Source organism: Paenibacillus sp. GCM10028914, from assembly GCF_042666275.1.
Lineage (GTDB): Bacteria > Bacillota > Bacilli > Paenibacillales > Paenibacillaceae > Paenibacillus_AQ.
In genome coordinates, this window is record NZ_JBHTFO010000019.1 from 37,892 (window position 1) to 62,222 (window position 24,331).

The 24,331-nt window shown below is 43.1% G+C and carries 25 protein-coding genes, 1 tRNA gene and 2 riboswitches; of the genes, 9 read left to right on the plus strand and 17 right to left on the minus strand.

Going from position 1 to position 24,331, the window contains the following annotated elements; translation table 11 throughout:
- Positions 1 to 8 precede the first annotated feature (8 nt).
- The 3 genes from ACFQV5_RS25100 to ACFQV5_RS25110 all read left to right on the plus strand — a co-directional run bounded on the left by ACFQV5_RS25100 (position 9) and on the right by ACFQV5_RS25110 (position 2,632).
- Positions 9 to 833, plus strand: coding sequence for a hypothetical protein (locus ACFQV5_RS25100; protein ID WP_379251245.1), 825 nt, complete (start codon positions 9 to 11; stop codon positions 831 to 833).
- 236 nt (positions 834 to 1,069) lie between these two features.
- A riboswitch (cyclic di-AMP (ydaO/yuaA leader) is annotated at positions 1,070 to 1,207 on the plus strand.
- 3 nt (positions 1,208 to 1,210) lie between these two features.
- Positions 1,211 to 1,684: a C40 family peptidase gene (locus ACFQV5_RS25105; RefSeq protein ID WP_379251246.1), complete on the plus strand. Its 474-nt coding sequence runs from the start codon at positions 1,211 to 1,213 to the stop codon at positions 1,682 to 1,684.
- A gap of 338 nt (positions 1,685 to 2,022) precedes the next feature.
- Positions 2,023 to 2,160: riboswitch (cyclic di-AMP (ydaO/yuaA leader) on the plus strand.
- 1 nt (position 2,161) lies between these two features.
- The gene (locus tag ACFQV5_RS25110; protein WP_379251248.1) at positions 2,162 to 2,632 is read left to right on the plus strand and encodes a C40 family peptidase; all 471 of its coding nucleotides are present in this window, start codon (positions 2,162 to 2,164) and stop codon (positions 2,630 to 2,632) included.
- 98 nt (positions 2,633 to 2,730) lie between these two features.
- Here the strand turns inward: ACFQV5_RS25110 and phnE (ACFQV5_RS25115) are convergent, their stop codons facing one another.
- The 4 genes from phnE (ACFQV5_RS25115) to ACFQV5_RS25130 form a co-directional block, all read right to left on the minus strand.
- Positions 2,731 to 3,537, minus strand: a complete 807-nt coding sequence (phnE, locus tag ACFQV5_RS25115; RefSeq protein WP_379251250.1) for a phosphonate ABC transporter, permease protein PhnE — start codon at positions 3,535 to 3,537, stop codon at positions 2,731 to 2,733.
- Positions 3,534 to 4,337 carry a phosphonate ABC transporter, permease protein PhnE gene (gene phnE / locus ACFQV5_RS25120; RefSeq protein ID WP_379251252.1) on the minus strand — a complete coding sequence of 268 codons (804 nt, stop codon included), beginning with the start codon at positions 4,335 to 4,337 and terminating at the stop codon, positions 3,534 to 3,536. Before phnE (ACFQV5_RS25120) ends, phnE (ACFQV5_RS25115) begins: the two co-directional genes overlap by 4 nt.
- Positions 4,334 to 5,122 carry a phosphonate ABC transporter ATP-binding protein gene (gene phnC, locus ACFQV5_RS25125; RefSeq protein ID WP_379251254.1) on the minus strand — a complete coding sequence of 263 codons (789 nt, stop codon included), beginning with the start codon at positions 5,120 to 5,122 and terminating at the stop codon, positions 4,334 to 4,336. The genes phnE (ACFQV5_RS25120) and phnC overlap by 4 nt, the downstream gene beginning before the upstream one ends.
- 120 nt (positions 5,123 to 5,242) lie before the next feature.
- Positions 5,243 to 6,217, minus strand: coding sequence for a phosphate/phosphite/phosphonate ABC transporter substrate-binding protein (locus ACFQV5_RS25130; protein ID WP_379251256.1), 975 nt, complete (start codon positions 6,215 to 6,217; stop codon positions 5,243 to 5,245).
- A gap of 175 nt (positions 6,218 to 6,392) precedes the next feature.
- On the opposite strand from ACFQV5_RS25130, the gene ACFQV5_RS25135 reads away from it, so the two are divergent.
- The 3 genes from ACFQV5_RS25135 to ACFQV5_RS25145 all read left to right on the plus strand — a co-directional run bounded on the left by ACFQV5_RS25135 (position 6,393) and on the right by ACFQV5_RS25145 (position 9,030).
- Complete coding sequence (locus tag ACFQV5_RS25135) at positions 6,393 to 7,973, plus strand: bifunctional metallophosphatase/5'-nucleotidase (protein WP_379251258.1); 1,581 nt, start codon at positions 6,393 to 6,395, stop codon at positions 7,971 to 7,973.
- A gap of 34 nt (positions 7,974 to 8,007) precedes the next feature.
- Complete coding sequence (locus ACFQV5_RS25140; RefSeq protein ID WP_379251260.1) at positions 8,008 to 8,511, plus strand: GNAT family N-acetyltransferase; 504 nt, start codon at positions 8,008 to 8,010, stop codon at positions 8,509 to 8,511.
- Between the two features lie 159 nt (positions 8,512 to 8,670).
- Positions 8,671 to 9,030, plus strand: a complete 360-nt coding sequence (locus ACFQV5_RS25145) for a c-type cytochrome (protein WP_379251292.1) — start codon at positions 8,671 to 8,673, stop codon at positions 9,028 to 9,030.
- A 73-nt stretch (positions 9,031 to 9,103) separates the two neighbouring features.
- Here the strand turns inward: ACFQV5_RS25145 and ACFQV5_RS25150 are convergent, their stop codons facing one another.
- Together ACFQV5_RS25150 and ACFQV5_RS25155 are read right to left on the minus strand one after the other, a co-directional pair.
- On the minus strand, positions 9,104 to 9,412 hold the full coding sequence (locus ACFQV5_RS25150) for a 4a-hydroxytetrahydrobiopterin dehydratase (RefSeq protein ID WP_379251262.1): 309 nt from the start codon (positions 9,410 to 9,412) through the stop codon (positions 9,104 to 9,106).
- A gap of 81 nt (positions 9,413 to 9,493) precedes the next feature.
- Positions 9,494 to 9,787: a hypothetical protein gene (locus ACFQV5_RS25155; protein WP_379251264.1), complete on the minus strand. Its 294-nt coding sequence runs from the start codon at positions 9,785 to 9,787 to the stop codon at positions 9,494 to 9,496.
- Between the two features lie 191 nt (positions 9,788 to 9,978).
- Between ACFQV5_RS25155 and motA the strand changes: the two genes are divergently transcribed.
- Both motA and motB read left to right on the plus strand, forming a co-directional pair.
- On the plus strand, positions 9,979 to 10,779 hold the full coding sequence (motA, locus tag ACFQV5_RS25160) for a flagellar motor stator protein MotA (protein WP_379251266.1): 801 nt from the start codon (positions 9,979 to 9,981) through the stop codon (positions 10,777 to 10,779).
- The gene (motB, locus tag ACFQV5_RS25165) at positions 10,763 to 11,581 is read left to right on the plus strand and encodes a flagellar motor protein MotB (protein WP_379251268.1); all 819 of its coding nucleotides are present in this window, start codon (positions 10,763 to 10,765) and stop codon (positions 11,579 to 11,581) included. The genes motA and motB overlap by 17 nt, the downstream gene beginning before the upstream one ends.
- Positions 11,582 to 11,641: 60 nt before the next feature.
- Here the strand turns inward: motB and rluF are convergent, their stop codons facing one another.
- On the minus strand, positions 11,642 to 12,346 hold the full coding sequence (gene rluF, locus ACFQV5_RS25170) for a 23S rRNA pseudouridine(2604) synthase RluF (RefSeq protein WP_379251270.1): 705 nt from the start codon (positions 12,344 to 12,346) through the stop codon (positions 11,642 to 11,644).
- Between the two features lie 46 nt (positions 12,347 to 12,392).
- The gene (locus tag ACFQV5_RS25175) at positions 12,393 to 14,681 is read right to left on the minus strand and encodes an ATP-binding protein (RefSeq protein WP_379251272.1); all 2,289 of its coding nucleotides are present in this window, start codon (positions 14,679 to 14,681) and stop codon (positions 12,393 to 12,395) included.
- A gap of 364 nt (positions 14,682 to 15,045) precedes the next feature.
- Here ACFQV5_RS25175 and tadA point away from each other — a divergent pair, with 364 nt between their 5' ends.
- Positions 15,046 to 15,531 (plus strand): tRNA adenosine(34) deaminase TadA, encoded by a 486-nt coding sequence (gene tadA, locus ACFQV5_RS25180; RefSeq protein WP_379251294.1) that lies wholly within the window; start codon positions 15,046 to 15,048, stop codon positions 15,529 to 15,531.
- Between the two features lie 107 nt (positions 15,532 to 15,638).
- Here the strand turns inward: tadA and ACFQV5_RS25185 are convergent, their stop codons facing one another.
- The 9 genes from ACFQV5_RS25185 to guaB form a co-directional block, all read right to left on the minus strand.
- A complete protein-coding gene (locus ACFQV5_RS25185) occupies positions 15,639 to 16,727 on the minus strand; it encodes a DUF6612 family protein (protein ID WP_379251274.1) in 1,089 nt (362 codons plus the stop codon).
- A gap of 331 nt (positions 16,728 to 17,058) precedes the next feature.
- The gene (locus ACFQV5_RS25190) at positions 17,059 to 17,211 is read right to left on the minus strand and encodes a small acid-soluble spore protein P (RefSeq protein ID WP_379251276.1); all 153 of its coding nucleotides are present in this window, start codon (positions 17,209 to 17,211) and stop codon (positions 17,059 to 17,061) included.
- Positions 17,212 to 17,292: 81 nt separating this feature from the next.
- Positions 17,293 to 17,634, minus strand: a complete 342-nt coding sequence (locus tag ACFQV5_RS25195; RefSeq protein ID WP_379251278.1) for a hypothetical protein — start codon at positions 17,632 to 17,634, stop codon at positions 17,293 to 17,295.
- Between the two features lie 148 nt (positions 17,635 to 17,782).
- Positions 17,783 to 17,871: transfer RNA gene (locus tag ACFQV5_RS25200), tRNA-Ser, on the minus strand.
- A 69-nt stretch (positions 17,872 to 17,940) separates the two neighbouring features.
- Positions 17,941 to 19,221 (minus strand): serine--tRNA ligase, encoded by a 1,281-nt coding sequence (serS, locus tag ACFQV5_RS25205; protein ID WP_379251279.1) that lies wholly within the window; start codon positions 19,219 to 19,221, stop codon positions 17,941 to 17,943.
- Positions 19,222 to 19,355: 134 nt separating this feature from the next.
- A complete protein-coding gene (pdxT, locus tag ACFQV5_RS25210; protein ID WP_379251281.1) occupies positions 19,356 to 19,943 on the minus strand; it encodes a pyridoxal 5'-phosphate synthase glutaminase subunit PdxT in 588 nt (195 codons plus the stop codon).
- Between the two features lie 15 nt (positions 19,944 to 19,958).
- Positions 19,959 to 20,840, minus strand: coding sequence for a pyridoxal 5'-phosphate synthase lyase subunit PdxS (pdxS, locus tag ACFQV5_RS25215; RefSeq protein WP_379251283.1), 882 nt, complete (start codon positions 20,838 to 20,840; stop codon positions 19,959 to 19,961).
- Positions 20,841 to 20,963: 123 nt separating this feature from the next.
- Complete coding sequence (locus ACFQV5_RS25220; protein WP_379251285.1) at positions 20,964 to 22,373, minus strand: D-alanyl-D-alanine carboxypeptidase family protein; 1,410 nt, start codon at positions 22,371 to 22,373, stop codon at positions 20,964 to 20,966.
- Between the two features lie 119 nt (positions 22,374 to 22,492).
- Positions 22,493 to 23,950, minus strand: coding sequence for an IMP dehydrogenase (guaB, locus tag ACFQV5_RS25225; RefSeq protein ID WP_379251287.1), 1,458 nt, complete (start codon positions 23,948 to 23,950; stop codon positions 22,493 to 22,495).
- Between the last annotated feature and the right edge of the window lie 381 nt (positions 23,951 to 24,331).

Here is a 24,331-nt window from a genome sequence, read left to right on the forward strand (position 1 = left end):
GGGAGAACATGAAAAGCTATACAGGCAAAGGCTGGGTCAGTGTTAAAGATCAATTCTATGTTATTATTCTTCTATTTCTGTACAGACTGCTGTGGGGATATTGCCTTTACCGGATTGTGAAATCAGCCGTTGTCCCACTTCTAATGCGATATCCGGACCCTGCTCCCAGTGAGCTTAGTAAACTGCTTTATTTTTATGAAGGGGAAATGGCATTATCACAGAGCAATGACGTTCATACCTATGCCTGGATTCTCATCGGCATGCTTCTTATTCGGATGATACTGACTCCCCTCATTCATGCAGGTATATTTTATAATCTCCATCAAGAGGCAAGAGGTGAGCGCGGACTTTTCTTCTTCCAGGGCATGCGTCAGTTATGGAAACCTGTAACCTTATTTTATGTCATAGAGACCTTTCTAACCTTTGCACCGGCGTACTGGCTGGTACCCAAAATGCTTCCAGCTCTGCCGGCCGTCATTCGGGACCCTTCTACCTTGCTTAAGCTAGCTCCCTACATCGTTGGCTGGCTCATATACGCGTATCTAATTCATCTATTCCTTCTCTATATACAGTTTGGCAAAACATCTGGCACAGGTATGGTACCTGCTATAATGGTCTGTCTGCGTCATATCCGCAAAGCTGTACTAATCTCGATAACAATTGGTGGAATAGCAATGGCACTGCTTCTACTGTTCAGTGGTTTATCTTTCTTCTGGTCTGGTCTGGCTGGACTAGTCATACAGCAAGCAAGCTATTTCGTAAACAGTTTGTTCCAGCTATGGTCTGTTACCTCTCAATTTCACGTATGGCATACACATAGAGAGAACCGTTGAAAAATGTTCACATATCGATGAAATCGGCATATATAGTGTGCTTTCCCCATTCTTCCCACAAAAAATCCCGCTCCTTAACTAGGAATGGGATTTTTTGTTCATAAATTTTATTTCCTCGTTTGCCAAATTGTTAATACTCTGCTAAAATAACGAATGTGATAGTAACAACTTTGTCATCTTTACTGTAACTTTTTCATATGGATTAACAATCGAACATTATTATTTATAATTTGTAACACCAAAAGAAGCCGAATTCCCGGTTAACGGGAAGCGGGGGATCCGTCTTGGGTGCATTGATCTCGCAACAGAGTGGTCATAGGCTAACCTTCAGCTGAACCCTTAAGCTAACCTCGCAGGCATTGGAAGGAGCTCATCTCTTGAAAAAAAAGTTAACTGCCATTTCAATCGGCCTAACTCTCGCTCTTACATTAAGTGCCGGAAGCGCTTTCGCGGATTCCAAGCTTAATAACGCAATCAAACCAGTCATTGGTGTCTCTTATAAAATGGGTGGAACCACGACCAAAGGATTCGATTGCTCTGGATTCACAAGCTATGTGTTTAAGAAGATCGGGCTTACTTTGCCTCGTACATCAACTTCCCAGTATAAAGTAGGAACCGCTGTAGCCAAGAGTAAATTAAAGGCAGGCGATCTTGTATTCTTTAATACGTCCGGTAGAGGCGTCTCTCATGTAGGAATTTATATAGGCGGAGGTAAGTTTGCACACTCTTCGACATCCCGTGGTGTTACCATCACTGCGCTTAATTCCAGCTACTTCGCCAAGCGTTATGTAGGTGCTAAGCGAGTCATGAGCTCTAGCAAATACAAAGCTGTCGCTGTGAACTATAACTAATCATATTATTACGTCTATATAAAGCCCGATTGAGATCACCACATCTCCATCGCGGCTTTTTCTTTATACTTCTATAACGTATGAAGCGTTGAAAAAGTTCTTAAGTTTATAAAAAAAATTTTATTTATTTAATTTAAAACCACTCCTACTGGTAAATTACCCCTTTTTTTGAACGGTTAAACACCTATATGAATTTTATTTAAGTTACCGACACCACATCGACAAAGATAACCACCAAAGTTGTACAAAAGACAGCAAGAAACAATTGCCAACGGGACAAGCCCTCTGATAGAATAATCAGTGTAATCACTTTGTCATTTTTGTAAGGGCTTTTATACATAGAATATGTGCCGAATTCCGATCAATAGGAAGCGGGGGAACCAATTTTATGGGTGAATTGATCTTGCACTTAAGGATCATAGGGAGCCTTCAACCGAACCCTAAAGCTAACCTCGCAGGCAATGGAAGGAGTTATTAATGCTAAAGAAGTTAAGTACATCCTTTTTAGGACTTACAATCTTCCTAACAGCAGGTCTGGGCAGTGTTTTTGCTGACAGTAAACTGGATCAGGAGATTGATCAGGTTCTCGGGACGAAGTACAGCTATGGTGGAACAACAACGAGCGGCTTCGATTGCTCTGGATTTACCATGTATGTATTCTCCGCTTTAGGAATTAAGCTCCCCCATCAATCAGGATCTCAATTTGAGATGGGAACTGTCGTAACCCGCGATAACCTTCGTTCGGGGGATCTCGTCTTTTTTAATACTTCTGGTCGTGGTGTATCTCATGTAGGCATCTACATTGGTGATGGAAAATTTGCTCACTCTTCCACTTCCCGAGGTGTCGTTACTAATCGCCTGAGTGACAGCTATTATGCCGAACGTTATGTTGGTGCCAAACGAATTATGAGCGACTCCGCTTACGAAACACATGCGGCAGATGAATAATAGCCTATAATATATCTGTAAAATATAAGCGCCCCATAGAATAAACACTGGATGAGCTCAGGGCAAATCCAGTGTCATTCTATGGGGCGCTTTTTGAATTAAACCAGCTTTTTACGTATTGTACTTGAAATGAGATCTATAATGGTAATCATAACAATGATGCCAAGTAATATAATGCCTACGCGATCCCAGTTCCGTGATGTTAAGGCAAAGATGAGTGGTGTACCAATACCTCCCGCACCGATAACCCCCAAGATCGTTGCCGACCGGACATTTATTTCGAACCTGTACAAGGTGTAAGATAGAAAGCCTGGCAACACTTGAGGCAATACAGCAAACCATAATACCTGCATCCGGCTAGCCCCTGAAGAAACAAGAGCTTCAAGTGGGCCCTTGTCGATACTCTCAATCTCATCAGCAAACAATTTACCGAGCATACCCACAGAATGCAGTCCAAGCGCTAACACTCCTGCAAAAGAGCCTGGTCCCACAGCTTTGATGAATAGTAGCGCCATAATGATTTCAGGAAAAGTCCGAATAAAACTGAGTATCAGCTTGCCTGAACCAGAGGTGATTGTTCCCTTGCTCATGTTAACCGCAGCCCAGAAAGCAAAGGGAATACAGAGAAAGGTCGAGATAAACGTACCCAAGATCGAAATCGCTAATGTTTCTAGCAGCCCCCGCAGTAAATCTTCCCCCTCCGGTAAATATACAAAGTCCCAATCAGGAGAGAAAATTCCGGCAAAGATCGCTTTCGTAATAATTCCTGCAGTTTCTTTGAATCCGTTGAATGGTACTCCTGAGAATGCCCAAATGTAGAGCACTACGAGCGCCGCATAAATCAGCCATCTAAAAGGGTTTTTCCTTGGCTTAGGAACAATCGTACTCCATGATGATCTAATCATATTAATTTCTCCCGAAGCTTAGTGCTCACATAATCAATAATCAACACCACAACTAATGTGAACAAAATAATCGTACAAGTCTTATCATATTCCAGAAAACCAAGCGTCACTTCATAATAATGGCCTATCCCGCCCGCACCTACGAGCCCCAGCACTGCCGCTGCACGAACATTAATTTCAAACGCATACAGCACATATGACATGAAGTGAGATTGCACCTGCGGAACCACTCCAAAAAAAATCCTCTGAACTTTACTCGCACCAACCGAGGTCATTGCTTCGAGCGGCCCCTTCTCTATAGTCTCCACCGACTCATAGGTAAGCTTGGCTATGAGCCCAAGTGAAAATACAGTTAACGCAAAAATACCAGGAAGCGCCCCGAGACCAAAGATTGCTACAAATATTGAAGCAAGCAACAGATCAGGAATCGTTCGAATCAAGTTTAAGACCATCCGGACAGGATAGTGCAGCCATCGGCTTTGCGTAATATTATTGGCACACAGTAGCGCAACCGGCACTGCAAGAATCGCCCCTAAAGTTGTACCAACAAGGGCCATCCGGATCGTCTCCAGCATGGCATCCATAATATTGTCTACATAGCTCCAGTTCGGAGGAACCATTTCTTTAAGCAAGTCCACCATATTGGGCATACCTGAGAACAATTCTCCTAAGGACGAATCCGTTATTACAGCACTTCGCCACAATAGTACGCCTACAATCAACACTGTAAAATAGTGCTTTATCTTCTTCGGTGGTTTCGGATAGGCCTTCTCTGCATTCACATTCACATTGATATTCATACGGATAGCTCTCCGGAAACAGGATCACCGAGCAGCTCATCTTGATGAATGGGCCTCCCGTAAATTTCTGCGAATTTCTCATCCGTTGCTTCTGATACAGGGCCATCAAATACAACTTCACCAGCCCGAAGCCCAATAATTCGTGTTGCATACTCCCGAGCCAGATCGATAAAATGCAAATTTACAATAGTTGTTATGCCGAGATCCACATTGATCTTCTTCAAATCATCCATCACCTGCTTAGTCGTTAACGGATCGAGTGAAGCAACAGGTTCATCTGCAAGAATGACCCGTGCCTCCTGTGCAAGTACACGGGCAATAGCCACCCGCTGCTGCTGTCCTCCTGATAATTGATCCGCACGCGTGTATGCTTTCTCGACAATATTAACCCGGTCTAGTGATTCGAAAGCTAACTCGATGTCCCTTTGAGGGAATCGTCCCATCATCGTCCGCAGTGTAGAATGATAACCAACCCTCCCAGCAAGGACATTCCGAAGCACCGTTGTTCGCTTGACCAGATTAAAGCTCTGAAAGATCATCCCGATATCCCTTCGGATCATCCGCAGATTCCTTCCCTTAGCTTTTGTAATCGACTGCCCACCAATAAGGATATCTCCCTCTGAAATATCATGAAGACGGTTGATCGAACGGAGCAAAGTCGATTTCCCAGCTCCGGATAGTCCAACGATAGCTACAAATTCTCCAGCAGGAATCGTTAGATTGATACCATTCAACCCTTTTGTCCCATTCGCATACATTTTGGATACACCATGAATCTCTATCATGAAATCATTCCTTTATGTGTTTTCGTATAAAAGAGAAAGCCAGTCCGGGGCGGGCCCGAAGCTGGCTATCCTCAAACCTTCTTTACATCATTAAAGGCTGCATCCTGAAGGCGGCCCAAACTACTCCGTTTTTACAGTCTCGTTATATTCACGAACAACATCAAAGTTACTATCCTGCGATTTCACATAACCTTCATGGGAGTAAATATCTTTAATAATTTCATGTCCTTCTGCATCCGCAGCAATATCAATGAACGCTTGTTGAATTTTCTCTGTCCACTCCTTATTCATGTCAGAGCGGGCTGCGATCGTATCGTTAGGAATTTTATCTGTGAATGCCAGCACACGAGTCTCCTCAAATACCTTCGGATAATCCTTGATTACCGTATTACGTGCATCTTGGAAAATTGCTGCTGCATCGACATCCCCATTCAATACTGCGAGCACGCCTTGATCATGCCCTTTAACTGTGATGGCCTGAACATCCTTCAGTGGATCAAGCCCCTCAGCCATCAGTGTTGCCGCCGGCCATACAAAGCCTGCAGAGGACGTTACGTTCTGATAAGCAATTCTTTTCCCTTTCAAATCTGCAACGGTTTTGATGTCCGCGTCTTTCTTGACAATGATCAAAGATTTATAAAAATCAGCTAGTTCATCTGTCGGTGCACCCGTTTCATCATCCACTCCAAAACGCTGAGCTTGGAGAATAACTTCGGCCGCTCCCTTTTCTTTTGCTAGCACATAAGCAGTTGGAGGAAGAAAGCCTATATCTACTTTTTTGGATGCCATAGCCTCAATCACGGTATTGTAATCAGTGGAGACACTTACTTCTACAGGGATGCCTAATTTATCACCTAGCAATTTTTCAAGCGGCTTTGCTTTGGCTTCGAGCGTATCTGCATTTTGGGAAGGTACAAATTGAACAGTCAACTTCTCTGGCACATAACCCTCTGCTACGGGAGCAGATGTTTCCTTCGGTTCCTTTGGAGTATCCGTCGATCCCGGATCTGCACTGTTAGCGTTACTCGAACCACAGCCACTCAGCAATGTAATTGTCATCAATAACGGAAATATAAATCTACTCATTTTCCCCACCCTAAAGACCTCCACTTTGATTATCTATTTTTGATACTTCTAAACTATAATTTTCTTTTATTAATGGAATGTTATGGAATCGTCAACCATGTGTAAAATTTTTACTTTCGTCTAATATATTCCAATTTATTTGATAGAATGAAATCCGAGCGTATCTTTCAGGAGGGGTTTAACTATGAATCATAACGATATAATCACCTGCAGCATTTTAACGACAAGTGATCTGCATGGTCATCTCAACCCGGTTGATTACCGTACGGGTGAAGCCAAGCACGAAAGTTTAGCTGCAATTGCCAGCCTTATTAAACAGGAAAGACAGCATTCTCCTGATCTGCTTCTTATCGATAATGGTGATTTAATTCAAGGCACACCTCTGGCCTATTACGCTGCTGCCCATCATCGTCATCATATCAATCCGGGTATTGCTGCACTGAATGAATTGAAATACGACGCTGCAGTAATCGGGAATCATGAGTTTAACTTCGGTCGGGAATTCCTAATGAATGCTATCAAGGATTCAAATTTTCCCTGGCTATCTGCTGGGATCATGGATAGTACGTTAAAAAAACCTGCCTTTGGTAAGCCCTATATTATAAAATGGATTCAAAATGAGATTAAAATTGCTATTCTAGGTGTGACAACACACTATATTCCCCACTGGGAAAATCCCGCCCATATTCAAGGGCTTGAATTTATTGATGCACTGGAGTCTGTGAAGAATTGGTGCAGCTATATACAGGCTGAAGAGCAGCCCGATCTGCTTGTTGTTAGTTATCACGGCGGGTTCGAGCGCGATCTGATAAGCGGTGAAGCTGTAGAGAGATTAACGGGGGAAAATCAGGCCTATGCCATGTGCACTGAGGTGGAGGGTCTAGATGTGCTGATTACCGGACACCAGCATCGCTCCATAACTGGCGAGTTAAACGGCGTTACAATTATTCAACCCGGTTGTAATGGCCAAGCACTTGGCAAACTAACCATTACATTCAAAAAAGAAAATGAACGTTGGAGGATTCATAGAAAGGAAGCCGAGCTAATTTCAACTCACAAAGAAATAGCTAATGATGCAAAAATAATCGAGTTAAGCAGCACCATCGAATCAGAGACACAGGCTTGGCTGGACGAACCCGTAGGAACGACAAACGGAGACTTATCGATCGCAAGCGCGGCTGAATGCCGCAAGGCTGATCACCCCTTTATAGAATTCATGAATAAAGTGCAGATGGCAGCAGCTGGGGTAGATATCTCAACAGCAGCATTGCTTAGCAATGAATGTACAGGTTTCGGATCTGTGATCACACGCAGAGATATTCTTTCGAGCTTCATTTATCCTAATACATTAACGGTCCTAAGGCTGACAGGACAAGATATTCGACAAGCGCTAGAACAAACTTCCAACTACTTTCAATATGATACAGATGGGGAGTTAGTCGTAAATCCAGCCTACATTAAGCCCAAACCACAGCATTATAATTACGATATGTGGGAGGGCATACAATACGAGCTTCATATCGCTAGACCCGCAGGTGACAGAGTCCGCCATCTTTCTTATCACGGCCAGCCTATAGAGGATAATCAGGAATATGATGTTGTGATGAATAATTACCGTGCCAGTGGTGGAGGCGATTATGAGATGTACAAGGGTAAGCCTGTTGTGAAGCAGATTAATATCGACATGGCTGACATCGTAACCGAGTATATTGATCAGCGCAGCGTAATTGAAGCTACTTGTGATCATAATTGGAGAGTTGTATAATCCCGCTTTATCCGAATTAAGAAGGAGATTAAATATGAATCAACCAGAACGTTTATACGCTGCTCCCCTGACAGTAGATCAGGCAGCAGACATTTGTACCTGGAACTACCCAGCCCCATATAATATTTATGGCTGGCTGCCTTGGGAGCAGATGAAGGGCCTAGGTATCGAATTTGGCGATCCAGAGATTCGCGAGCAGCAATATATATCTATATTAGATGAAGAGCAGCGAATGTGGGGCTTTGCCCAGCTGTTTCCGATCGAGGGCGTTACGAGGATTGGTCTTGGCATGCGTCCGGATTGGTGCGGACTTGGAATGGGTAAACGGTTCGTAAAATGTATAGTTGATGAGGCAAGGCTTAGACGGCCAATGGATGAGATCGACCTAGAGGTCTTAACCTGGAATGAACGGGCTATCCGCACCTATCAACGAGCCGGATTCCACATTACAGATACGTATGAACGGATGACGCCGGAGGGGATGGCTTTATTTCACTGTATGGTCTATACACCTGCAACGGATCAAATAATCATCTAACAACAAGAATTCGACTATGAAAAATAGCACAATTTTGTGTAATTTTCCATATTAAATCGGTAGTTTTGTTGCTTTTTTTGTCACAACTGCTATGATGTGCTTATATGTTCGTTTATAATAGTAGCAATAGCAGTATACATAAGAAGGGACGATATGACGATGCAAAAATGGATTATGAGCGGATTGTTCTTCGTCGCATGTACGTTGGCCCTCGTGCTAATGTTTACGCTTCCAGGCAAAGAACAAGTAGCAGAAGAAGCTAAACCAACGATGCCTGAAGTTACATTAGACGCTGCGGCGGCTGAAGCTACTTTGAAAGCCAGCTGTATTACTTGTCACGGTGACCAGCTCCAAGGCGGAGCAGGGCCAGCTCTCAATCAAGTAGGCGACCATATGGACGCAGAAGGATTATTTAGCGTAATCACGAAGGGTCGTAGCGGCGGTATGCCTGCTTTTAAAGATCAATTAAAGCCCGAAGAAATTGCAAACCTTGCTCTTTACTTAGCTGAGAAGAAATAATAATCTTTATAACCCTCAACCAAAAGACGCTTGAACAGGCCGATCCTGTCCAAGCGTCTTTTTTATACAATTATTACTCTTGGTTGTCCTTGGAACGACTCTTCTCGTATACCTCGTTAAACTGCTGGGCTTCTTTAATATCAACAGCCGTAATCCCGCCATCATCCCAAGAAGTCAGGCGCAGTGTCACGGTTTTGTAATCAATCGTGATATAAGGATGGTGTCCAAACGCTTCCGATATTGCCGCTACTTCATCAACGAAAGCAATACCTTTCATAAATGCAGGAAAAGTATACTTCCGTATAATCCAGCGTCCTTGTTCCAGTTCCCAACCCTCAAGCTGTTCAAGATGTGTTTCAACTTCCTGCTGCGTATACAGCATCTTATCTTCCTCCCCAGCAAACTGCCCACACTAATGCGGGTCTTATTATTCATCTATTCTTAACTCGGGCTCATAACAGACCTAAACGAGAGCTACAAATGCCAGCTCTTCTTCTCCAATAAGAATATGTATTCGATAATTGGCATGATCATGCATGACAACGCCACTACCTACCGAAATGACAGGTTCGGTCCCCAGCGCGTAGAATAAATCTTCTGCCAAAGCCTCGTGAACCTCATTTTTATCCTTGTCGTTAAGGTTAATCCAATCTTCAGAATCCATCTCAAAAAAAACATAACTGTCCGGAATTCGTCCGACCGCCTTCGTTAAATCATTCAAAATATCCCCGTAATCACGCCCGTGCTTCACACCCATCGATCTCACTCCTTTCTGTTACTTCATACCTTCTTGATTCGCTTACTCTTATTATACCGGAAATTACAGCTAAAAAAAAAAGGTTAACCTGACGATAAATAGGTTAATGCGCTCATTTGCACAATGCTTACCTTCCAAAGGGGCGGCAAAACGAATGGATTCGTTATTATTTCTCATGGATGAGGTGTATTATGGAAATTTCAACGATTATAGGTTTAGTGCTCGGTCTTGTGTCAGTACTGGTCGGAATGGTTTTAAAGGGTGCGTCCATTACTGCTTTAGTTAATCCCGCTGCTTATCTTATTATACTCGGCGGCACCACAGCTACACTGTTTATTGGGTTTCCAATGGCGGAACTTAAAAAGATTCCCAAACTCGTCAAGATGATCTTCGTGAAGCAAAAGTTATTGGATAAAACCGATCTGATCACCCTCTTCATGGAGTATGCTTCCATAACCCGCCGTGAAGGATTGTTAGCACTCGAGTCAAAAGTCGAGGAAATCGATGATGCCTTTCTACGCAACGGAATGCGTATGATCATTGACGGTAATGAGCAGGAATTTGTGAGCGATGTGCTAATGGAAGACATTAATGCTACAGAAGAACGTCATCGCGGCGGTGCCCTTATCTTTGCCCAAGCCGGTATGTATGCACCTTCTCTAGGGGTATTAGGCGCGGTTATCGGTTTGATTGCAGCCTTGGCTGATATGTCGGACATGACAGTACTTGCTCATGCCATAGGTGCAGCCTTTATTGCAACGCTGCTTGGTATTTTTACTGGTTATGTTATCTGTCACCCGATTGCTAATAAGCTTAAACGTTTGTCTAAACGTGAAATGGAGATTCGTCTGATGATGGTTGAAGGGCTTCTGTCCATTCAATCCGGTGTTTCAACGATCGCCATCAGCCAGAAGTTATCCGTTTTCCTAACTCCATCTGAGCGTCTCAAAATGAACGAGAGGGAGGCTGGTTCTAGTGAGCAAAAAGACTAGACACGAGCCCCATGAGGAGCATGCTGACGAATCTTGGCTCCTTCCATACGCAGATCTACTTACGCTTTTGCTAGCATTATTCCTGGTTCTCTACGCGATGAGCGCCACGGATGCTAAGAAATTTCAAGAGATGAGCGAAGCTTTTAACGTTGTCTTAAACGGCGGAGTCGGAGTTCTTGATTACAGCAAGACTGAACCGAGTGATGATCCGGCTGATAAAGGGGATAACAAAGCCCCCAACAGCATTCCTGCTCCGAAAGCCGATAAGAAGCGCGAACAGCTTATGAAACAGGAACAAGAAGATTTAGAAAAACTAAAAAAACAGCTGGACACTTATATTAAAAAGAACGGCTTAACCACGGAATTAAGCACCAAACTCAATCATTCCCAGCTCATGATTACAATTCGAGATAACGCCTTGTTTGCACCAGGTGAGGCTGTTGTGAAGCCAGAAGCACGCATGCTGGCCAAAGAAATATCGAATCTGCTTCATCAATTTCCAGACTACGATGTTATTGTATCCGGTCATACAGATGATGTTCCGATGAACAGCACTAAGTACCCTTCCAACTGGGATCTAAGCTCAGATCGAGCGCTCCAGTTCATGAAAATTCTTCTGCTTAATGAATCGCTTGATCCCAAACGGTTTATGTCAACCGGCTATGGAGAGTATCGCCCGATTGCAACCAACGATACAACAGCCGGTAAAGCCAAGAACAGACGTGTTGAAGTATCTATTATTCGCAAATATCAGGATAGTAATACGTATACTAGTGTAACCAATAGTAAAAATGATGAATAATGCTCACTCAAAAACAACCGGCCCTCAGGCAAACATCCTGAGATCCGGTTGTTTATCATTTTAGGTCAATGTGTAATTTAATAGCTTGCCTAATTCCTGCTTCTCCTGATCTGTAAGGTCTCGCCAGGCTCCAATTTTCTGGCTCCCTAAGCGTATGTTCATAATTCTAATGCGCTGCAGTTTACGCACCTCATAGCCAAAGGCACTGCACATACGCCGGATCTGGCGATTTTTCCCCTCTGTTAGTATAATACGGAACACCCGCTCCGACATCCGTGTGATTGTACACGGAAGTGTCATTTCACCAAGTATCTTCACTCCACTAGACATGCCTCTAATAAAAGCTTCTGTAATCGGTCGATCTACTGTAACAATATACTCTTTTTCATGTCTGCCCTCAGAACGGAGTATTTTATTGACAATATCCCCATCATTCGTGAGCAAAATCAATCCTTCGGAGTCTTTATCCAATCGCCCAATGGGGAAAATACGCTCTTGATGACCAACAAAATCTACAATGTTTCCCTTGATATGGCTTTCGGTTGTGCTAGTGATCCCGACTGGTTTGTTCAGAGCGATATATACATGCTTGCTCTTCTTCTCGCCGAGCTGACGTCCATTTACACGAACGTCATCACCTTCTTCTGCTTGACTTCCCAGAACAGCTTTTACCCCATTAATCGTTACTTGGCCGCTCTCTACAAGCTTGTCAGCCTCCCTACGGGAACAAAAGCCTGTCTCACTGATGAACTTATTAATTCTCAAGATGACATCCTCTCCATTTATACTCATATTTAGGTTTTATACTCGACTACTTTTCAGCTGATGGCAGCAAAATAGTCACTGTCGTGCCTTTGCCCTCTTCACTTTCAATCTCAAATATGCCTTGATGACCTTGTATAATACGCTGACTGACCATTAATCCTAACCCTGTTCCTGCTTCTTTATTCGTAATAAAAGGTTCTCCAACATGCGCCATTAACTCTTCAGGAATTCCTTTTCCCTTATCAATAATTTTTACAGCAATCTGATCCGGTTGCGGCCTACTAATCTCAATCGTAACATATCCGCCATCCGGCATCGCCTCCACCGCATTTTTAAGTACATTGATAAATACCTGTTTCAGCTGGTTTTCTTCACAATGAACCCATGCCTTATTCTCTGTTTTATCATACAACCTGAACTCGATACCATATAAATGCGCCTGGCTATCCAGCAGTGAGATGACATCATTCATAATGAGTCGCAGATCCCTATTCAGAAATTGTACAGCCTGTGGCTTGGCTAAGATGAGAAATTCACTCACAATAAGGTTAATCCGATCCAGTTCCGACAGCATCAAGCTGATATGGTCCGGTTTCACTTTGTGAGTCTGTTGCTGTAGCTGCAGAAAACCTCTAAGTGTGGTTAAGGGATTACGAATCTCATGAGCTACTCCAGCAGCGAGCTGCCCAACCGTCGTTAGCTTCTCCGATCGCCGCAGCAGTTCTTCCATCCGATTTCGTTCCGTCACATCACGGGAAACACTCACCATTGAGGTAATGTTACCCTCCTCATCTAGAATCGGAGAGGTGCTAATACTAACCTCAATCAAATTGCCATCTTTACATAGCCGGATCGTCTCAACAGATGCAAGCCGCTCTCCTGCCAATAGGCGTTTACGTCTTTCATTCTCTTCTTGCTGAATCTCAAGAGGGATCATATCAAGCTTTCGCCCCAATACCTCGTGACTTTTCCATCCGTATAACTGTTCAAACGCCTTGTTCACACTAGTAACGGTACCATCCATATCCGTTGTATGAATAGCATCTGCTGTCTGATTAATAATAGATTCCAGATACTCTTTGACGGACTGATTTTCATCCACCATTTGTTTCAGTTGACTTGTATAATGCCCCAAGTTCCGAGTCATTGCATTAATCCTGCCAGACAATTGTCCCAGTTCATCACGGCTCGTTATTTCCAACCGGGGTTGGAAGTTTCCATCAGCTACATCATTTACCGTTCTCAGTATAGCCTGAATTGGCCTAGTAAAATAGCCTGCAACAATATAACTACCTAATATGACAATTTCCAACAATACAAGTGAAATAGCCACTAAGCTAATCATCTGCTCGCGCAATACAGAAGATACACCCTCATAATCCATAACAACACTGATGGCATAAGGAGGCTTATTTTCAATGACAATAGGTATAAAACTTTTCATTACTTTTTTTCCATTGATCGTACTAACAAAAACTACATTCTCACCTGTAGAAATCGACTTTTGGACTGCCTGCTTATCTTCTTTCAAGCTTCCATAGTTATAAGAACCGAATCTAATGGGTCGATTCCCCAATTTACTATGAATGAGATCCGATCCATCCTGTCTCATATAAATGTTGCCGAATGTGACGGGATTAATGCCTGTAACTTCTAAAATGTGAGGATTCGATTGAATGGTCTTTTCGACAACGACATCGGGACTCGTAATTTTAACAAAATCCTTGATGCTAGTACTACGAATATAGGGATCAATAATATAATTTCGTTTACCGTCATAATAATATCCCCATTTATCAATAAACTCCGGCCTAGCCGTAGAGGAATCGAAGGGTCCTGACCAAAAATTCTCCTCTCTCTGCCCTTCACGAACCGAACGAACCTCTTTATATTTGAACAGTTCCTGAAAAGCCGTATACCAATATCCCCAAGTTCGTGTAGATAAACCAATTTCCTCAGCCTCTGTAGAGCGAGCAACAACAATATCATCATCCAACTCAATTAACAAAGATATATGGTCAACGCCAAGCTCTTGGCTGAGCCCCACAAGTTCTTCATTGGTGATATTTCTATAATCTGAATCAAGGGATTTAGCGGCATTTACCGCAGCAACCCACAATAAATCACTGAAAATCGTATCCACATATTTAAAACTGTATTCCGTTTGCTCTACGGTAATTGCAATCTGAGTTGCAGCCACGGTCATCTTGGTCTCACTATCCTGCCTTAAGTTTTCCTGCGTTGTATAAAAGTTAAGTGCAATATTCAGAAGTAAGATAAAGAGTACCGATATGGACATGATCAATGATAATTTTGTTTTTATAGACAAAGGCATCTACACCTTTCGACACTTCAGGCAACAATTTGGCATAGCCTGTCATATTTTATGATAACGTGCGGCAGATGAATTGAAAAGGTACTTGACTCTTTCTTTTAACCAGGACACTTATACGAGTACGATCGTTGATATTGATCCGTTCTTTCTCTACAATAAAAGAAAAAGTAGTCCGTTTTTCACAGAAATGTCCACAGCTTGCTAACAAATACACATGTTTTCTGTGGATTATGTGCATAAGTCTGTGTATAACTTTTTATTTATCCACATAAATGTACACATCATGTTAACAAACGAATGGACGTTCGTTGTATAACCGCTACTTTAGTCCCATTTGAAAGGAGATTATGGTTTGAGTTTGGATATGAACGAACCGCAAGTTGTGGATAATCATAATCGCGAACATGAATATTGGATGCGCGAAGCTATTGCTGAGGCACAAAAAGCTGAGGAGCTCGGAGAAGTTCCCATTGGTGCTGTCGTTGTCCACAATAATGAAATTATCGGCAGAGGCCATAATCTACGTGAAACAACCTTTGATGCTACCGCACATGCTGAGATGGTCGCGATCCGTGAGGCTAGTCGTCACCTTGGTGCATGGCGCCTATTGGACTGCCGTCTGTATGTGACCCTGGAGCCGTGCCCTATGTGTGCAGGAGCCATTGTCCAATCGAGAGTGCCTCAGCTCATTTACGGCACGTTAGACCCCAAGGCAGGCTGCGCAGGGACACTCATGAATCTCCTACAGGAATCCCGTTTTAACCATCGCACGGATGTCGTCGAAGGTATTCTCCAGGAAGAGTGCGCAGCTCTACTAACTCAGTTCTTTCGGCGGCTACGTGGAAAATAATGATTCCGACGCAACTTCATAGCAAACGAATGTTAACTTCACTGCAATAACAATAAACCCAGCCAAGAAATATGGCTGGGTTTATTGTTATTACCTATTAAATTGGATTACTCAATGCCCATTTGACCGAAAGCTTCGCCAGCTTCCTCCAATGTAATCACGTCAGCATCGCTAGGAATTCCAATTTTAAATGTTTGCTTCTCATTAATTTTGCTGTACTGAGTGCTTCCTTTTACAGCAAGTTTTACGGATTCCTGTGTCTCTGGATAGTTAAAGTCAAGATTCATAACGACATCCTGGTAAACCGGGAAATCATTTTTATTGATTGCAGTGTTAATGTTGAATGTGTTAATCTTCAGGTTCTTCTGAACTTCATCCAGATCTGCCTTAAATTCTTCTTGATCTTGGCTGCTCATCATACTCTTAGCTTCTTCAATATCTTCTTTCGTCAGACCGAGCATATCACGGTATTCATCCTTACCTGCGATATCGACGATTTTCGGAGCTACTTTATTTACCAAAATCTCTAATGCTTCTTTAAGAGTATCATTAGTTACATAAAATTGTACCACTTGTTTCGCATCTACACCTTCAGGAAGCTTAGCATCCTTGGTTTCAACTTGCTTGAAGTATTTCGCTTGATCATACTCAGCAAGCAAAGCATCCGTTACTTCAGTTACGAACTTTTGAGATTTCTCAGTATCAAGGCTTTCTGGATTGAATGTTTCGCCAGCTTGTTCAGCCAGTTCTTTCATATCCAACACCAGATACTTACCTACAATGTTGTCAGGCAATGGGAACATTGGGATACTTGGAATCTTCACATAAATTTTCTCTTTAGTCATGACCATATCAATATTGAGGGTCATTGCCATGTCGCCCTTCAGATTGATACCCATTTGCATTTCTGTTTGCTGCTCTGGCTCTGCTTGGTGGATACCAGTCACGGTAAACTCAGCGTTTTTTAACATCGTGAGCGCTTGATCAACGGTAGGATCGCCCTCAGCAGCTGCCATTTTAACCTGGAGATCTTCAATTACGATGCTGCTCTTCATTTCATAAGATGACATAGTCATAGCGTTCTTAGCAGCAGTGCTCATAGCCTCTTTAGGTTCTTGCTTCTTTGCGCATCCTGATAATACTACTGTCAACACCAACATCAGTGAAAGCATGACAGCCGCAAACTTCTTGTTCATTACAATTTCTCTCCCCTCAATTACCATAAAAAATAACAAGACCTCCTAATCATATACCATTTCCACCAAATGAGAAACACTTTTTGGAATATTTTCAATATTTTTTTCTTTATTTTCCTTTTCTTTTCAAAGCTCGTATATGATTAGTTATTGAACATAAAACGCTAGGGCCCTTTAAGCGTTTTATGGTTCTTTAATACGCCAATCATGAAGCTTATGTTTCATTTATTTGCAAACAGTCTATAAACCCTCTCAAAAAACAGCAAAAAGGCTCCCGAGCATAAAGTCGGGAAGCCTATCATCAAAATAAACCTCTGTACAAATAAGACCACTATCCCTCAGGGTTATAATTCCCCGATTGCTTATGAATCTTCGCACGGTGCGAGCCGGTCATTGGCTCTTGCACTCCGCCGTTTCCGTTATTTTTTCGCCTTCTTTGCGGTTCTTGAGCCTCTGGGACCGGAATCGATTTTGGCTTACTCATAACTTCCACCCCTCCATTTCATCATCCAATCATCACCCTACGCTCAGTACTAGAAGTACTTGGGTCAATCCACAGGATAGACTAAGGATTCGTTATTTGCTGAAGCGCCTGAGCACATTCATGAATATGGCGGGTATAGTCCCCAGCCATACCTTGTATATTCTCATTGCGTTCATCAATAACAACACCTGCTCGTTCCACGTCTACAAGCTTTACCTCAACTTCCCTTGAATCCACGTAACGACATTGAAAGTCGAAGGAATATTCCTGTCTTCCTGCAGCATCGATGTGGATTCGAACCGCTTGAGGATTTGCCATATCAGCAGCTACTTCGGCATGATCACCAGGTTTAAGCACTTCCGGTAAACGCTCCTGCCACGCGTTAACCAGCGTTTCCTGGTCAATATTTAGCTCTGAGTTCATGTATCACACCTCCCCTTGTCTTTAAAATGTGGAGATGTGTTTCTTTTTATTCTTTACAATAAATGCATTGAAATCGCATAAAAAAACGAGCATTACTACAACAAAAAAACCGTCTTCCTTATCGGAAAACGGTTTGTGTGTTTATGTATGGCGGAGAGGATGGGATTCGAACCCATGTGGAGTTGCCCCCTAACGGTTTTCAAGACCGCCCCGTTATGACCGCTTCGGTACCTCTCCAGGTGGTAAAACAATAACAATCATCGCGTGCATTAGTTATTGTACCACAAGACAAACTGTATTAGCAAGTTATTTTTTAGGTTCGATTACACTTACATTTCTCATGTAAGGGCGGAGTACTTCAGGAATGATAACACTGCCATCAGCCTGCTGATAGTTCTCCAGAATCGCTGCTACAGTTCTGCCTACAGCAAGCCCAGAACCATTCAAGGTGTGAACAAACTCTGGCTTCGCTTTCGGTTCAGGACGATAGCGGATATTAGCGCGGCGAGCTTGGAAATCACCTATATTTGAACATGAGGATATTTCACGATATACACCGCTCTCAGGAAGCCAAACTTCCAGATCGTATGTTTTCGTGGAACCAAAGCCCATATCACCTGTGCACAGCACAAGAACACGATAAGGGAGATTTAAGAGCTGAAGTACGCGCTCAGCATCAGCAGTCATTTTCTCCAATTCATCAAACGAGGAGTCTGGGTGAACAATCTTCACCATTTCTACCTTATTGAACTGATGCTGACGAATAAGACCACGTGTGTCGCGTCCTGCAGCACCAGCCTCTGAACGGAAGCATGAGCTGTAAGCTACATAGTTCTTCGGAAGATCCTCTGAATTCAAAATTTCCTCCCGGTGATAGTTCGTCACTGGAACCTCTGCTGTAGGGATCAGATAATAATCAGAATCGCTCAGTTTAAAGAGGTCCTCTTCAAACTTAGGAAGCTGACCTGTACCATACAGGCTGTCCCGGTTAACGATGTAAGGAGGCAGCATTTCCTCATAACCGTGCTCACTGTGAAGATCCATCATAAAGTTAATCAGCGCACGCTCAAGACGAGCACCAAGCCCTTTATAGAAAGTAAACCGTGATCCCGTTACTTTAGCACCAGCTTCAAAATCTAGAATATCGAGAGATTGTGCAATATCCCAGTGTGCTTTTGGCTCGAAATCAAACTTTCTTGGTTCTGACCAGCGGCGAAGCTCCACGTTTTCTTCTTCTGAAGCCCCAACGGGTACACTCTCGTGAGGAATATTCGGAATCGCCAAAGTGAGCTCGGAAATCTGACTCTCCAGCTCTCTCACTTCTTCATCCATACCTTTAATCTTGTCTGAAACTTCTCTCATTTCCAAGATCAGATCATCGGCATTCTCACGATTTTTTTTCAGCTTAGCCACTTCGGCCGACACTGTATTGCGTCGGTTCTTTAGGCTTTCGCTCTCCTGCAGCAGCTCACGCCGACGTGCATCAAGCTTGGGAAAGTCCGCAATTAAATCAAGCGATTTTCCACGGTTTTTCAATGCTTCTTCAACACGACCGTACTCACTGCGCAATATTTTTACGTCTAACACAGGAAACCCTCCTAAGTAAAACATCCATCGGTGTGACTAGATCCATCTTCATTCTTTATATTTTATTGAAAAATCGAGAAAAAAACAAACTTGACCCTTAAAAAAGAGTCAAGATGCTTTTTCTCAAACTGAATTTACAGTTTTCTCGCCAAAGCTGCTTCTTTCACCATCTCAACAAAATACTGATGAAGCTGGTAATCATCGGTCAGCTCTGGATGATATGATGCAGCAAGCAAGTTCCCCTGCCGTGCAGTTACGATCTCTTCATTATAAGTCGATAGAACGTCTACACCTTCACCGACTTCCAAGATCAGCGGAGCCCGGATAAATACTGCTCTAATCGGCTCCTCAATGCCCTTAACCCTAAGCTCGGTCTCGAAGCTCTCACGCTGACGTCCAAAGGCGTTACGTGCAACCCTGATATCCATCAGCCCCAAGTGTGCTTCTTCCCCGGTATTTATTTCTTTCGCCATAACGATGAGACCGGCGCATGTACCGAATAAAGGTTTGCCGCTCGCTGCGAATTCACGAATAGCATCAATAAAGCCATACTTGCGCATCAGCTTACCGATTGTCGTGCTCTCACCGCCCGGAATGATCAATCCATCAATCGTCTCCAGTTGCTCTACCCGTTTAATCGAGACACCTTCCGCGCCAGCCGAGTTGATGCTGCGAATGTGTTCCGCAACCGCACCTTGAAGTGCCAGTACTCCAATTCTCATGCTGATCCTTCTCTCTTACCAGCCGCGGTCCGACATGCGCTCGGATGGGGATAGCTTGGAAATTTCGATGCCTTTCATTGGAGCACCCAAGTTCTTAGATACTTCAGCAATCAATTTATAATCATCAAAATGAGTGGTAGCTTCCACAATTGCGCGAGCGAATTTCTCAGGATTGTCCGATTTAAAAATACCGGATCCCACAAACACACCGTCTGCACCTAAATGCATCATGAGTGCTGCATCCGCAGGGGTTGCTACGCCGCCTGCCGCGAAGTTAACGACCGGAAGCTTACCATCTACTTGTACACCTTTCAGGAGCTCATAGGATACACCAAGGTTCTTAGCTTCTGCAAACAGCTCATCCTTGGACATGTTCTGTACTTTACGGATTTGACTGTTAATAAGACGCATATGACGAACAGCTTCAACAATATTTCCTGTTCCTGGCTCGCCTTTCGTACGGATCATAGATGCACCTTCGCCAATACGACGGAGTGCTTCACCCAGATCCTTGGCACCACAGACGAAAGGTACAGTGAAACCCCACTTGTCGATATGGAATACTTCATCAGCTGGTGTGAGAACTTCACTCTCATCCAGATAGTCTACACCAAGCGATTCCAAGACTTTAGCTTCTACATAGTGACCGATACGAGCTTTAGCCATAACTGGAATAGATACGACCTTCATTACTTCTTCAACGATAGTTGGATCTGCCATACGGGCAACTCCACCTGCCGCACGGATATCAGAAGGTACTCTTTCAAGCGCCATAACTGCTGTAGCCCCAGCTGCCTCAGCAATTTTTGCCTGTTCTGCGTTCATGACGTCCATAATGACGCCACCCTTTTGCATTTCTGCCATACCTCTTTTTACAGTAGCTGTTCCCGTTTCCATGTCCCCTAGCCTCCCGAAATTGTCTGAATTAACTTGTTTATACATACAAACTATCAATCTAACTTGTAATTCTACCCCACGGGAAACAAATAGACAACCCGTTTACTCGGAATTTAAACTGGATTAGAAAAGATTCTTAATTGATTCGAATAAATCTACGAAAAATTGCTGAATCGCACGTAGAAATAGCTTAAACCAGCCAGCTTTCTCTGTATCCTCATAGGTTACGAGGTCCACGGTAGCCTTTTGAACATTCTTCATTCCTTCTACTTCATATGAATAAGTTACAGTCCCTACCTTTGTTCCTTTTTTTACAGGAGCTGTTAGGGTCGTATTATCAAGGTTAACCTCAAACTTCACATTGCTGCCATCCGATCCCTTTGGCAACATAAAGCTAACGTCCTTATTCGTAACCAGCTTAACTTTTGTTTCTTTCCCTTTTTTCACTTCAACGGTCTCAAAGCCTTCAACTAAGGTGTTAGCTTCCACAACCTTCTTGATCTCAAAGTTATTAAAACCATAGTCTAAGAGTTTACGAGTCTCTGTAAAACGCGAAGCTTTCGTTTCAGCACCCATAACAACGCTGATCAGGCGCATGCCGTCACGCTCTGCTGTACCTGCGAAAGTATTCTTCGCTTCCTCAGTAAAGCCTGTTTTCATACCATCCAGGCCTTCATATGCAAAAGACTTGAAGTTAGTCACGTCCTTATTCGCTTCAAGCATCCAGTTTAAGTTAACAATCGGATCTTTATCACGCTCACGGAATTTATAGGATTGAATTGTCGTGTATTTAGAAAACTCCGGATGTTCCTCTACAATGAATTTGACCAGTTTTGCTGTATCCATTGCAGACATAACTGTTTCTTCCTCAGACTCCGGTCTGTATTTCTCTGGCATTAAAGAACGAGGCAATCCGGTAGAGTTAATAAAGTGAGCTGTTTTCATACCCATTCGCTTCGCATTCTCATTCATGATCTTTACGAATTCTTCTTCAGAGCCTGCAATATGTTCCGCTAAAGCTACCGTAGCGTCATTCGCTGATCCTACGGCCATAGCTATGTACAACTCCTCTACTGTATGCTGATCACCTTCAGCAAGGAAAATCCTAGATCCACCGCTGCTAGCTGCATTTTCTCGTACTGTTACTACGGTATCCCAGCTCAAATTCCCTTGCTTAATTTCATGCTGTACGATGTACTCTGTCATCATTTTTGTCATACTAGCAGGTGGAAGTGCGTTATCAGCATTAAGAGCAAGTAAGACTTGCCCAGTTGTAGGCTCCATCAGAACAGCGGAATTCACTTGCAAACCAAGTGTATCCATTGTTGGGACCTTATCTGCTTTAGTAGTCGTCTTAGACTTTGCATCTGTAGTTGTTGTTGTTTGCTGATCGGCAGTAGCTACCTGAACTGGTTCAGCAAGTGCCATCGCTGCAGGAACTGCAGAAAGACATAATATATTCATAAGCATGACCGATGCTATAGTTCTTTGTACAATAGGACGTTTTTTATTCTTAACTAACTTGAATTTCAAATGAAATAACTCCCCTCTAAACTCATAAGTCGTTTGCTTGTTCTATTCTATCACAGGGGTGTTATCAAAAAAAGACAAGCCGGTTACATTTCAACCGCTTGTCTTTTTTAAAAGATGTTTTATAGGGAATAGTTTGGTGCTTCTTTCGTGATTTGAATGTCATGTGGATGACTTTCACGAAGACCTGCACCAGAAATTCGGATAAAATGAGTATCTGTTGCAAGTTCCTTCAGGTTTGCCGTACCACAATAGCCCATACCTGAGCGCAATCCGCCAATCAGCTGGTGGATGGTATCAGCCAAAGGACCCTTATAAGCAACGCGGCCTTCAATACCTTCCGGTACGAGCTTCTTGTCATCATCCTGGAAGTAGCGGTCCTTGCTGCCTTGTTTCATTGCAGCGAGGGAACCCATACCACGGTATGCCTTAAAGCGACGACCTTGGTAAATTTCAGCTTCGCCAGGGCTTTCCTCGGTTCCTGCAAACATGCTGCCAAGCATAACAGCACTTGCGCCTGCTGCAATCGCCTTGGTGATTTCACCGGAGTGTTTAATACCACCGTCAGCGATAATTGGAATGTTATATTCCCGTGCTACGTTAGCACAATCATAGATAGCTGTAACTTGTGGTACACCGATACCAGCAATAACACGAGTGGTACAGATCGATCCTGGACCGATACCAACCTTAACAGCAGATGCTCCTGCTTCAATAAGATCTCTTGTAGCATCGCCTGTAGCAACGTTACCAGCTACAATAGTTAAGTCTGGATATTGTTCACGCAATTTGCGTACAGCATCGATAATATTGATATGGTGGCCGTGTGCGGAATCGACTACGATGAGGTCAACGCCAGCCTTCACCAACGCTGCAGCACGATCAAATGTATCTTTTGAGATGCCGATAGCTGCACCTACGAGTAGACGACCTTGAGCGTCTTTTGCCGCATTCGGGAACTTAATTGCCTTTTCGATATCTTTAATGGTAATAAGTCCTTTAAGAACATTGTTTTCATCCACAAGCGGAAGCTTTTCAATTTTGTGTTTTTGCAAAATCGTCTCAGCCTCTTCAAGTGTCGTTCCTACAGGTGCAGTTACCAAGTTTTCACTAGTCATAACTTCACTGATCGCAATGCTGTAATCATGTACAAAACGCAAATCACGGTTCGTCAGAATACCGATCAGTTTATTCTGCTCGTCCACAATCGGAACACCTGAGATCCGGAATTTGGACATTACACTCTCTGCATCGGATACTAAATTATCAGCCTTTAAGAAGAATGGATTCGTAATTACACCACTTTCAGAACGTTTAACACGATCCACTTCCTCAGCTTGCTGCTCTAAACTCATATTTTTATGAATAATGCCGATTCCACCTTCTCTAGCAATAGCAATTGCTAAAGGAGCTTCTGTAACTGTATCCATACCCGCACTCATCAATGGAATATTCAGTTTCACATGCTCGCTTAATCTCGTTGATACATCCACTTCTTTTGGAAGAACCACCGATTTTCTAGGAACCAACAAAACATCGTCAAAAGTAAAGCCTTCCTTACTAAACTTATCTTCCCACACGTGGGTTATTCCTCCTTTTTGTCGCCTTCCTGCGGACTACAGAATATTGTCAAAGCTGGATTTGACGGCATTTTCATAATTGTTTTCAAAAATATATTATTGCCATCTTAGCAAAGCCCCTATAGGCTGTCAAGGAAAGAATAGTTGCTTTATTATGGTTCGTAAAATGGCTCTGTACAAGGGAATTCGTCTACTCTGGATGGACATTCTTTATATATTCCCCACAAAAAATGAAAACATCCATTTAAAATTAGTGATATTTTTTCTATCGATGAACAAAAAAACCACTATCGATTGCTCGATAGTGGTCTTTCCGGTTGTTCGCTTGGCGACGTCCTACTCTCCCGGGACCCTTCGGTCCAAGTACCATCGGCGCTGGAA

What these genes read in the sequence shown, in the direction of transcription:
- ACFQV5_RS25100 (WP_379251245.1), top strand. Translation starts at nt 9, where the DNA reads ATGAAAAGCTATACAGGCAAAGGCTGGGTCAGTGTTAAAGATCAATTC.
- ACFQV5_RS25110 (WP_379251248.1), top strand. Translation starts at nt 2,162, where the DNA reads ATGCTAAAGAAGTTAAGTACATCCTTTTTAGGACTTACAATCTTCCTA.
- phnE (WP_379251250.1), bottom strand. Translation starts at nt 3,537, where the DNA reads ATGATTAGATCATCATGGAGTACGATTGTTCCTAAGCCAAGGAAAAAC.
- phnE (WP_379251252.1), bottom strand. Translation starts at nt 4,337, where the DNA reads ATGAATATCAATGTGAATGTGAATGCAGAGAAGGCCTATCCGAAACCA.
- phnC (WP_379251254.1), bottom strand. Translation starts at nt 5,122, where the DNA reads ATGATAGAGATTCATGGTGTATCCAAAATGTATGCGAATGGGACAAAA.
- ACFQV5_RS25135 (WP_379251258.1), top strand. Translation starts at nt 6,393, where the DNA reads ATGAATCATAACGATATAATCACCTGCAGCATTTTAACGACAAGTGAT.
- ACFQV5_RS25140 (WP_379251260.1), top strand. Translation starts at nt 8,008, where the DNA reads ATGAATCAACCAGAACGTTTATACGCTGCTCCCCTGACAGTAGATCAG.
- ACFQV5_RS25145 (WP_379251292.1), top strand. Translation starts at nt 8,671, where the DNA reads ATGCAAAAATGGATTATGAGCGGATTGTTCTTCGTCGCATGTACGTTG.
- ACFQV5_RS25150 (WP_379251262.1), bottom strand. Translation starts at nt 9,412, where the DNA reads ATGCTGTATACGCAGCAGGAAGTTGAAACACATCTTGAACAGCTTGAG.
- ACFQV5_RS25155 (WP_379251264.1), bottom strand. Translation starts at nt 9,787, where the DNA reads ATGGGTGTGAAGCACGGGCGTGATTACGGGGATATTTTGAATGATTTA.
- motA (WP_379251266.1), top strand. Translation starts at nt 9,979, where the DNA reads ATGGAAATTTCAACGATTATAGGTTTAGTGCTCGGTCTTGTGTCAGTA.
- ACFQV5_RS25175 (WP_379251272.1), bottom strand. Translation starts at nt 14,681, where the DNA reads ATGCCTTTGTCTATAAAAACAAAATTATCATTGATCATGTCCATATCG.
- tadA (WP_379251294.1), top strand. Translation starts at nt 15,046, where the DNA reads ATGAACGAACCGCAAGTTGTGGATAATCATAATCGCGAACATGAATAT.
- ACFQV5_RS25185 (WP_379251274.1), bottom strand. Translation starts at nt 16,727, where the DNA reads ATGAACAAGAAGTTTGCGGCTGTCATGCTTTCACTGATGTTGGTGTTG.
- ACFQV5_RS25190 (WP_379251276.1), bottom strand. Translation starts at nt 17,211, where the DNA reads ATGAGTAAGCCAAAATCGATTCCGGTCCCAGAGGCTCAAGAACCGCAA.
- ACFQV5_RS25195 (WP_379251278.1), bottom strand. Translation starts at nt 17,634, where the DNA reads ATGAACTCAGAGCTAAATATTGACCAGGAAACGCTGGTTAACGCGTGG.
- pdxT (WP_379251281.1), bottom strand. Translation starts at nt 19,943, where the DNA reads ATGAGAATTGGAGTACTGGCACTTCAAGGTGCGGTTGCGGAACACATT.
- pdxS (WP_379251283.1), bottom strand. Translation starts at nt 20,840, where the DNA reads ATGGAAACGGGAACAGCTACTGTAAAAAGAGGTATGGCAGAAATGCAA.